The sequence below is a fragment of the Psychromonas antarctica genome, assembly GCF_022267535.1.
In the GTDB taxonomy this organism is placed as follows: Bacteria; Pseudomonadota; Gammaproteobacteria; order Enterobacterales; family Psychromonadaceae; genus Psychromonas; species Psychromonas antarctica.
This window is the reverse complement of record NZ_JAHNZV010000103.1, coordinates 1-9710: the sequence shown is the minus strand read 5'-3', so window position 1 is coordinate 9710 and position 9710 is coordinate 1. Positions and strand designations below refer to the sequence as shown.

The window sequence follows — 9710 nt, the reverse complement described above, 5'->3', positions numbered from 1 at the left end:
AATATGTACCTGAGAATAATGACATGAATATAAATAATAGAAACTCACTTAGATCATAATATTGATTATAATCAAACTGTAAATATGCTAAATATGCAATAAATATAGAAAATAATATTGCTAAAAGTCGAATGAATAATAATGAATTTGTCGCAACACTTAATCTCCCAGAGTATTGCCAGCCGATAACATGACGACCAAAATATTGCCCGACAGGGTTAAGAAGAGAAAAATCAAACAACATTATAATGGTTAATAAAAGGTAGTATTGTCCAACTTCCTGCTCACTTAAAATACTTGTTAATAGTTTTATTGATAATAGTGCAATAGCAACCTGTAAAAATTTCCCCCCCCCCAAGATAACAGCATCTTTATTTTTCCCTATTAGGTTTTTAATCATCTCAGAAAATCTACTTTTCAATATTTATTATAAACGGTAAGTAACATGCAATTACCTTCAAAAATAAAAGCATGTAATTAGTATTCAGAATCAAAAAACAATTTCAGCTAAAAGCTTAATTTCTTTTTCAATCTCATTTTGATGATTACCCACAAACAAACCATGTTCATCAAGGTATTCTGCAGCCTCTAATGTTCCTGATACCTCATAATCAAAATACTCAAGCACGTCAGTATTCTTCAAGAAATTACCGGTCACGATTGGTCGACACTCAATACCGTTTTTAACGAGTAACTTAACTAATTCTGCACGGTCATAAGGTGCATTTTCTTTCAATATTAATGAAAAACCAAACCAACTACTTGAACCGGTTTCTTGCTGGATATCAATAAAAGGATGATTCGCAAATAGCGATTGAAACAGTTTCGCATTCTTACGACGCGTTTCAAGAAAGCTAGGCAGTTTTTTTAACTGTTCGATACCTAGAGCTCCGCTCATTTCAAGTGGTCGAGCATTGTAACCAGGAAGAATAAATTTAAATGACTCTTCAAATGGATCGTCGCTTTTTTCTCCACTTACCTTGTTGAATTTAGGTAAGTTACGTGTCCACCCATGTGCGCGAATGCAAAGCAGAATATGATAAAGCTCTTCATCATCTGTAACTACACAGCCGCCTTCCATTGTTGCTATATGGTGAGAGAAAAACGAACTATAAGTGCCCATCACACCAAAAGTACCGGCTTGCTTGCCATTTATTGTTGCGCCCATTGATTCACAGTTATCTTCCAATATAAAGATATCACGATCGGAAATTATTTTATCCATTCGCGCATAATCATTAGGGTTACCTAATAAATTAACAGATAAAATAGCTTTAGTCTTATCGCTAATGGCGGCTTCTAGCTTGTCTAAATCCATATTTAATGTTTGACGATCAATATCGACAAACTTAACTTTTAAACCATACTGTTGAAGCGGAAAATAAGTAGTCGACCATGAAACAGCAGGGACAATAATTTCATCTCCACGTTTCAATTTAAGTTTAGAATTTTTGGTAAAGAATAATGATGCAATCATTAATAGGTTTGCAGTTGAACCTGAACTCACCATTAACGCATATTTAGAGCCGAAAAACTTAGCAAAATCTTTTTCATACTGAGCAACTTCTTTGCCCATGGTAAACATATCGGAATCAATTACTCGTTGAATAGCAGAATATTCTTTTTCATCCCAGGTGCTACTCGCTAATGCATAATTAGTCATTGCTATACTCTCTTAAATAAAATTCATATGTTTTTTGGATGCCGACTTCTAACTCTGTTTTATAAGCCCAACCAAACTCTTTTAATTTCTCATCATCAATGAGCTTTTGTTTCATGCCAATAGGTTTGCTTAAATCATGTATAAACTTACCTGAATAACCCACAACATTGGCTACTGCCTGATAGTATTCGTTAATGGTATAATCAGTTCCTAACCCGACATTCAAGTTCTGAGGCATTTTTTCAAAGTTATCTATTGCATAGAAGATAAATTCAGCCAGATCTTCAGCATACATAAATTCGCGACGTGCTTCACCATCCCCCCAGATATCAATCTCTTCAAGGTTATTTTTCTTTGCTTCATCAATTTTACGAATAACCGCAGGGATCATATGCGAGTGGTTAGGGTCAAACTTATCAAAGCGGCCATATAAATTGCATGGAACAATCGTTTTATATAGACGACTCGCATTTTCTTTACGTATATATTCACATAAGCGAGTGCTAGTTACTTTTGCCAGAGCGTAACCTTCATTCGTAGGCTCTAACTCGCCTTTCAGAATCAGATCTTCAGATAGAGGATTAAGCGCATCACGAGGATACATGCATGAGCTGCTTAAGTTTAAAAATTTTGGCACATCACAATCGTTTGATGCTGTTAGGATATTAATCCCCATAAGCATATTATTAACCAAAAATTTAACAGGATGCGCCATATTAGCCTGAATACCGCCGACGATACCAGCAGCATGGATCACCATATCAGGCTTATGTGTGTTTATATATTGATTGACGGCGTTGCCGTCGAGCAAATTAAGTTCTGCGCTGCTTGGAGATAAAAACTCATGCTCATGCTTTAAAGCAACCTCAAGAATGTTTTTGCCAACCATACCATTGGCACCGGTAAGTAAGATTTTCATTGTTTCGCCTATTCAACCGCAACAGCAGTGGTGTAACCATGATTCTTTAAAATAGCATGCTGCTTTGCTTTATTGAGATCGTTTTCAACCATTTCAGCACACATCTCTTCAACTGTAATCTGCGGCACCCAACCTAATTTTTCTTTTGCTTTTGAAGGATCGCCTAATAGCGTTTCAACTTCTGCAGGTCGGAAATAACGCGGATCAACTTTGACAATCACATCGCCGACTTTTAGTGCTGGTGCATTATCACCCGTAATTGACTTAACAGTAGCGACTTCATCAAGCCCTTCGCCTGTAAATGCTAGCTCAATGCCTGCTTCTTTAGCAGACAGCGAAACAAATTCACGTACGCTGATTTGTTTACCGGTTGCGATAACAAAGTCATCTGCAGTTTCTTGTTGAAGCATCATCCATTGCATACGCACGTAGTCTTTTGCATGTCCCCAGTCACGTAATGCATCCATATTACCAAGGTATAAACACTTTTCTAAGCCTTGAGAGATATTAGCAATGGCACGCGTAATTTTACGGGTAACAAAGGTCTCTCCACGACGAGGTGATTCATGGTTAAATAAAATACCGTTACATGCATACATTCCATACGATTCACGGTAGTTAACTACTATCCAATAAGCGTACATTTTAGCAACGGCATAAGGCGAGCGAGGATGAAATGGGGTCGTCTCTTTCTGTGGTATCTCTTGCACTTCACCATATAATTCAGAGGTTGAAGCTTGGTAGAATTTTGTTTTCTTTTCTAACCCTAAAAAACGAATCGCTTCTAATAAACGTAGCGTTCCCATGGCATCGACATCGGCTGTATATTCTGGGCATTCAAACGAAACGGCTACATGCGATTGCGCACCTAGGTTATACACTTCATCAGGCTGAACGTCTTTAATAATACGCGTCAGGTTAGAGGAATCGGTTAGATCACCGTAATGCAGGAAAAACTTTTGATTTTTTTCATGGTTATCTTGGTAAATATGATCAACACGCTGGGTATTTAACGATGAAGCACGGCGTTTAATACCGTGGACTTCATAACCTTTCTCTAATAACAATTCAGCAAGGTATGAACCATCTTGGCCTGTGATACCTGTAATTAATGCAACTTTATTTTTTGACATGGGGCTTCCTAACTAAAATAATTTTGTTTAAATTTAAAATATTCTACCACAGAGAACACAGAGGTGCTTCGCACAACACCGAGAAAAGATTTAAGATCAAAACATTTTAATGTTTTTAAATACCTAAACCTCAAAACAGTTTTTATCCTTTCTCTGTGCTCTCGGTGTACTCTGTGGTTAAGCTTTATCTTTTGACATGGAGCTTCCTAACTAAAATTGTTTTGCATGCTTCTGCATAATTCTCAGGTAAAACAGAAAAGAATTAAAAAATGCACCACAGAGAACACAGAGGCGCTTCGCACAACACCGAGAAAAGATTTAAGATCAAAACAGTTTAATGTTTTTAAATACCTAAACCTCAAAACAGTTTTTATCCTTTCTCTGTGCTCTCAGTGTACTCTGTGGTTAAGCTTTATCTTTTGACATGGAGCTTCCTAACTAAAATTGTTTTACATGCTTCTGCATAATTCTCAGGTAAAACAGAAAATAATTAAAAAATGCACCACAGAGAACACAGAGGCGCTTCGTACAACACCGAGGAAAAACTTAAGATCAAAACAGTTTTTATCCTTTCTCTGTGCTCTCGGTGTACTCTGTGGTTAAGCTTTATCTTTTAATCTTCTATTGTATCTTTTGAATATTTTTAAGTGCTTTTACAACACAGTCATTTGCAACAGAATAACTGTCGGCCTCTGCATAACAACGCAGTTCTGGTGCGTTTCCTGATGGGCGCAGATGGATAATCCGCTGATCTTCTAAGGTCATTCTTAAACCATCAGTTTGATCAACGCTTTTTATTGCTACATTTTCAAAGCCCAATTGTGTTAATAAGTTTGCCGGATCGTTTTTTCCTTGCGCGATAATTGCCTGGCTTTTTTCGGTAGCAAAGTTTTGAATGCGATCGCTGTGTGTAAAGCGTTTTGGCAATGCATTCACTAATGTTGAAATAACCCCTTCACCTGCGGCGGCTAGTAACATAATGGCTGGAAGAACGGCATCGCGCGTCGGTAATGCTTTCAGTGGCTGACCGTTTAGTTGTACATCACTGCCCAGCAGAAAACCGCCATTGGCTTCAAAACCAGCGACTGAATTAAATTTTTTCGCTAAATTTGTAAACTCGGAAATTACATAAGGAGAGCCAATTTTAGTGCGTTGTACATGAGTAAACTTGTTGCTTAATTCAATAGCTGTGTTGCAACTAACGGGTACGGCAAGCGCTTCAATCTTTAAAGCCTCTGCGCTTAGTAAGCCAAGAATATCACCGCGTAACCAATTGCCATTTTCATCAGATACTAATGGACGATCACCATCGCCATCCGTTGAAAAAAGCGCATCTAAATTAAACTCTTTAGACCAGTTAATTGCTTTTTGCGTATCTTCTTCAGATACCGCTTCAGTATCAATGGGTACAAAGTGATCTGTACGCTCTAATGAGATAACCTCTGCACCTAGCTTTTCAAAAATGCGGTAGTAAAGATCGCGACCAGCGCTTGAATGCTCGTAAATACCAATGCGTTTACCTGTAAGCCAAGGTGTAGTGAACAGTGACGTGTAACGGGTAATATACTCTTCAGCTGCTCGGTTGCTCACAGTCAATTCTGGTAATTCAGCCAGTACTGAGAAATCAACCTGCTCGGTAAGAATAACCTGCTCATCAGCTTTACTGATTTCACCATCAGGGCGGTAGAATTTAAGACCATTACGATCAAAAGGGATATGACTGCCTGTGACCATGATACAGGGGATAACATCTTCTTGGGCCACATAAGCTAAAGCAGGCGTAGGCACGACGCCGTAGTAAACAACTTCAATATCTAGTTGCTGCAATGCTGCTGCACAAGCCATTGCCATTGCATGGCTGCTCGGGCGGTTATCAATGGCGATGGCGACTTGGTTAAAACTGAAATTGCGTTGCATACCAGCGATAAATGCAACGGTGAATGCAGCGCATACGTCAGGCGTAAATTGGGTCACTAAACCGCGTGCACCACTGGTGCCGAATGCAACACCGCTTTCTGATATTACTTCTGAGCTTATTAATTTTTTATTCATTATATTTTCCAATCATTATGGATGTTGTAAAAAATGACTTACCACCGAGAACACAGAGGCTGCGCACACCGAGAAAATAATTTAAGGTAAAAACCAGTTAAATTTTATCTTAGACCGAGCCATAAGCGAAAAACTCAAAAATTAATTTTACCACCGAGAACACCGAGCCGCTTCGCTACATTGAGATAAAACATACGCTTTATGTCTTTCCTCTGTGCTCTCGGTGTCCTCTGTGGTGAATCTTTTTCTTTAATCTATTATACGGCCTCACTGGTTAAACTTTATCGTTATAAGCTTACGCGCTTCAAGCCATTCATTAGCTTTATTTCGTTAAAGTTGATTAATAAGCCTGTTTTTATCCCACTTAATTTCAAATAAGTTATTAACTGTGCTGTATGAATTGCGGCAAGTTTATCCACCGATTTCAGTTCTATTATTAACCTTTCTGGCAATAGTATATCAAGTCTATAACCTGCATCAATCAAAACGCCTTTATAATTTATTGGCAATAACACTTGGCTTTTAGCGGTTATTCCCGCTTGATGTAGTTCATATATCAAACAGCTTTCATAGCTAGATTCTAATAAACCAGGGCCTAATGTTTTGTGTACTTCAATTGCGCAACCGATTACTTTTTGAGTCAGAATATCTACTTCCATGATAAACCTCTAAAAAACTTATTCACCACAGAGGGCACTGAGACGCTTCGCTACACCGAGAAAAATAACTTATTTTATGTTTTAGTCTTTTCCTCTGTGCTCTCGGTGTTCTCTGTGGTTAAATTTTATTTCTAACTTATTCACCACAGAGGGCACTGAGGCGCTTCGCTACACCGAGAAAAATAACTTATTTTATGTTTTAGTCTTTTCCTCTGTGCTCTCGGTGTCCTCGGTGGTGATTTTTTATTTCTAACTTATTCACCACAGAGGGCACTGAGACGCTTCGCTACACCGAGAAAAACAACTTATTTTATATGTTCGTCGTTTCCTCTGTGCTCTCGGTGTCCTCGGTGGTGATTTTTTATTTCTAACTTATTCACCACAGAGGGCACTGAGACACTTCGCTACACCGAGAAAAAATAACTTATTTTATGTTTTAGTCTTTTCCTCTGTGCTCTCGGTGTCCTCGGTGGTGATTTTTTATTTCTAACTTATTCACCACAGAGGGCACTGAGACGCTTCGCTACACCGAGAAAAATAACTTATTTTATGTTTTAGTCTTTTCCTCTGTGCTCTCGGTGTCCTCGGTGGTTAAATTGTATTTCTAACTTATTCACCACAGAGCGCACTGAGACGCTTCCCTACACCGAGAAAAATAACTTATTTTATGTTTTAGTCTTTTCCTCTGTGCTCTCGGTGTCCTCGGTGGTGATTTTTTATTATGGTTAAGTTTTAACTTATTAAACGCGGCCGTAACGATCTTCAAAACGCACAATATCATCTTCACCGAGGTAACTGCCTGTCTGCACTTCGATCATTTCCAGCGGAATCTTTCCTGGATTTTCTAAGGCATGTATTGTGCCTAATGGGATGTAGGTTGATTCATTTTCAGTGACTAGGATAGTTTTATCACCATTTAATACACTTGCCGTACCAGAAACAACAATCCAATGCTCTGCACGATGATGATGCTTCTGAATTGATAGTTTTTCACCGGGTTTAACGGTAATTCGTTTTACATGATCTCTTTGACCCGCGTCAATAGAGTCGTATTTACCCCAGGGACGATAAACTTCACGATGTAGCTTATGTTCAGTCCTGCCTGCGGCTTTTAGCTGATTAACAATCTCTTTAACATCTTGCACTTTGTCTTTGCTTGCCACTAAGATGGCATCTTTAGTTTCAACAATAACCAGGTTATCGACACCGACGGTTGTTACTAATTTATTTTCTGCATAGATATAGTTATTTGTTGAATCGACCGTAATGACATCACCCTTGATAAGGTTGTTATTTTCATCTTTCGCGGAGACTTCCCATAACGCAGAAAAAGAACCCACATCACTCCAGCCAGCATCCATTGGCACCATCATCGCTAAGTTTGTCTTTTCCATCACCGCATAATCGATAGAGTTATCGGGACAAGTTGCAAAAATGGCTTTATCAACACGTATAAATTCGACATCTTGTGATGGTGTAGCAATCGCACGTTTACAAACATCGAGCATGTCCGGCGCGAATTTCTGTAATTCTTCAAGATAACGACTCGCTTTAAATAGGAACATACCACTGTTCCAGTAGTAGTTACCGCTTGCTAAGTATTCTTCTGCAGTTGCCAGATCGGGTTTTTCAACGAATTCACTGACAGAAAATGCATCACCATCCTGACTGCCAGATTTGATATAACCGTAGCCTGTTTCAGGCGCAGTAGGGACGATACCGAAGGTCACCAGTTGACCCTTTTCTGCAAAGGGCAGCGCTTTTTCTACCGTTGCTTTAAAGGCCTGTTCATTTTCAATAATATGATCTGCTGCCAGCACTAATAAAACCGGATCTTCACCATCAATAGCGTTATTAACTGCTTGCAGTGCGGCAAGTGCAATCGCTGGTGCGGTATTTCTGCCAACAGGCTCAAGGATAATACCGCCGTGCTCATATCCGCCTAAGCGCATTTGTTCGGCTGCAATAAAACGATGCTCTTCATTACAAATTAATACTGGCGCCACATGTTCAATACCGGATAAACGTGCGACGGTTTGTTGCAGCATCGACTCATTACCCGTAACAGTTAAAAACTGTTTTGGATAAAGTTCGCGAGAAAGTGGCCATAAACGAGAGCCTGTACCGCCAGCCATAATTACGGGTGTGAGCATGATTTTATTCCTATTTCAAGTTTAATAATATTCAAGGCGCCACCACCGACGTACTGAGCTAAAAAAACAATAATTAGCTTATCCCTTTTTTGCTTTGTCTCTATGTAGCACGCAGTGCCTCTGTGCCCTCGGTGGTGCATTTTAATGATTTAAGTGTATAAGTAACCTCAATTCTGGATAAGCTAAACGATACAGTACCGTTATCCAGAACTGAGGTTAAGTAATTATTTAAATAACAGGTCTGCTTGTTTGTCTTTTTGAAAGTACCACTTACTGTGTTTGTGAACGCTTTCATCCACTAATAATTCACTTTCATCAAACCACTGATAATTTGAATGCTGATCAACAGGTAGTGATGATAACTCACCGTTAAAGCTAATGTCATAAGCGAGGACAATATAGTGTGTTGTAAATTTATCTCCGAAGAAATTATCATCATAAAAATGTTGATAAATGCCTTTGAAGCTGGATTGCGCTTTATTTAATCCTAATTCGGCTTTCATTAGGCGGTTAAATGCACGCTCAAATGGCTCATCTTTCAATACTCGTCCGCCTGGGACAAACCAGTACCCCTGCGCGGGACGATTGGTGCGCTTACCGAGTAATATTTGACCTTTGTCATTGCGAACAATAATATCAATTGAGATAAGCGGCGTGGACTCAATGACGGTTTTAAATATTGGTAAAGGGAGCATAATGTCCTTCTTAAATCTTATTCTACAAAGAGAAACTAATGAGTAAGCAATGAGCAAATAAAGAAAGATTAAAATATAGACCACCGAGGACACAGAGTTAAAGGAGGAAAACATAAAAGCTTATAGCTTCTGTATTGTCTTTTCTCTGTGTCGCGCGCAGCGCTTCTGTTAATGAATGCGAACCGAAACGCAGTTTCGCAGTCGCATGAAGTGTGCGTGGTAGTGGTTTTAATCTTTTTACAAAAAATAACCTGAGCCATCTACATAAGCATGAAATCTTGTTCTACAAAGAGAGGCTAATGAGCAAATAATGAGCAAATAAAGAAAGATTAAAATATAGACCACCGAGGACACAGAGTTAAAGGAGGAAAACATAAAAGCTTATAGCTTCTGTATTGTCTTTTCTCTGTGTCGCGCGCAGCGCTTCTGTTAATGA

The 9710-nt window shown here is 38.9% G+C and carries 8 protein-coding genes; all 8 read right to left on the bottom strand.

Going from position 1 to position 9710, the window contains the following annotated elements; all coding sequences use genetic code 11:
* The coding region (locus KSO91_RS14340; RefSeq protein WP_238743721.1) for a polysaccharide biosynthesis protein at positions 1 to 400 on the bottom strand (400 nt) is incomplete at its 3' end.
* A 90-nt stretch (positions 401 to 490) separates the two neighbouring features.
* A complete protein-coding gene (locus KSO91_RS14335) occupies positions 491 to 1663 on the bottom strand; it encodes a DegT/DnrJ/EryC1/StrS family aminotransferase (RefSeq protein ID WP_238743720.1) in 1173 nt (390 codons plus the stop codon).
* Positions 1656 to 2582 carry a GDP-L-fucose synthase family protein gene (locus KSO91_RS14330; protein ID WP_238743719.1) on the bottom strand — a complete coding sequence of 309 codons (927 nt, stop codon included), beginning with the start codon at positions 2580 to 2582 and terminating at the stop codon, positions 1656 to 1658. Before KSO91_RS14330 ends, KSO91_RS14335 begins: the two co-directional genes overlap by 8 nt.
* Before the next feature lie 8 nt (positions 2583 to 2590).
* A complete protein-coding gene (gene gmd / locus KSO91_RS14325; protein ID WP_238743718.1) occupies positions 2591 to 3715 on the bottom strand; it encodes a GDP-mannose 4,6-dehydratase in 1125 nt (374 codons plus the stop codon).
* A 621-nt stretch (positions 3716 to 4336) separates the two neighbouring features.
* A complete protein-coding gene (locus KSO91_RS14320) occupies positions 4337 to 5767 on the bottom strand; it encodes a phosphomannomutase (RefSeq protein ID WP_238743717.1) in 1431 nt (476 codons plus the stop codon).
* A 287-nt stretch (positions 5768 to 6054) separates the two neighbouring features.
* Positions 6055 to 6426, bottom strand: coding sequence for a GxxExxY protein (locus KSO91_RS14315; protein ID WP_238743716.1), 372 nt, complete (start codon positions 6424 to 6426; stop codon positions 6055 to 6057).
* A 740-nt stretch (positions 6427 to 7166) separates the two neighbouring features.
* Positions 7167 to 8579, bottom strand: a complete 1413-nt coding sequence (locus KSO91_RS14310; protein ID WP_238743715.1) for a mannose-1-phosphate guanylyltransferase/mannose-6-phosphate isomerase — start codon at positions 8577 to 8579, stop codon at positions 7167 to 7169.
* 224 nt (positions 8580 to 8803) lie between these two features.
* Positions 8804 to 9274 carry a GDP-mannose mannosyl hydrolase gene (locus KSO91_RS14305; RefSeq protein WP_238743714.1) on the bottom strand — a complete coding sequence of 157 codons (471 nt, stop codon included), beginning with the start codon at positions 9272 to 9274 and terminating at the stop codon, positions 8804 to 8806.
* Between the last annotated feature and the right edge of the window lie 436 nt (positions 9275 to 9710).

What these genes read in the sequence shown, in the direction of transcription:
- KSO91_RS14330 (WP_238743719.1), bottom strand. Translation starts at nt 2,582, where the DNA reads ATGAAAATCTTACTTACCGGTGCCAATGGTATGGTTGGCAAAAACATT.
- gmd (WP_238743718.1), bottom strand. Translation starts at nt 3,715, where the DNA reads ATGTCAAAAAATAAAGTTGCATTAATTACAGGTATCACAGGCCAAGAT.
- KSO91_RS14310 (WP_238743715.1), bottom strand. Translation starts at nt 8,579, where the DNA reads ATGCTCACACCCGTAATTATGGCTGGCGGTACAGGCTCTCGTTTATGG.
- KSO91_RS14315 (WP_238743716.1), bottom strand. Translation starts at nt 6,426, where the DNA reads ATGGAAGTAGATATTCTGACTCAAAAAGTAATCGGTTGCGCAATTGAA.
- KSO91_RS14335 (WP_238743720.1), bottom strand. Translation starts at nt 1,663, where the DNA reads ATGACTAATTATGCATTAGCGAGTAGCACCTGGGATGAAAAAGAATAT.
- KSO91_RS14320 (WP_238743717.1), bottom strand. Translation starts at nt 5,767, where the DNA reads ATGAATAAAAAATTAATAAGCTCAGAAGTAATATCAGAAAGCGGTGTT.
- KSO91_RS14305 (WP_238743714.1), bottom strand. Translation starts at nt 9,274, where the DNA reads ATGCTCCCTTTACCAATATTTAAAACCGTCATTGAGTCCACGCCGCTT.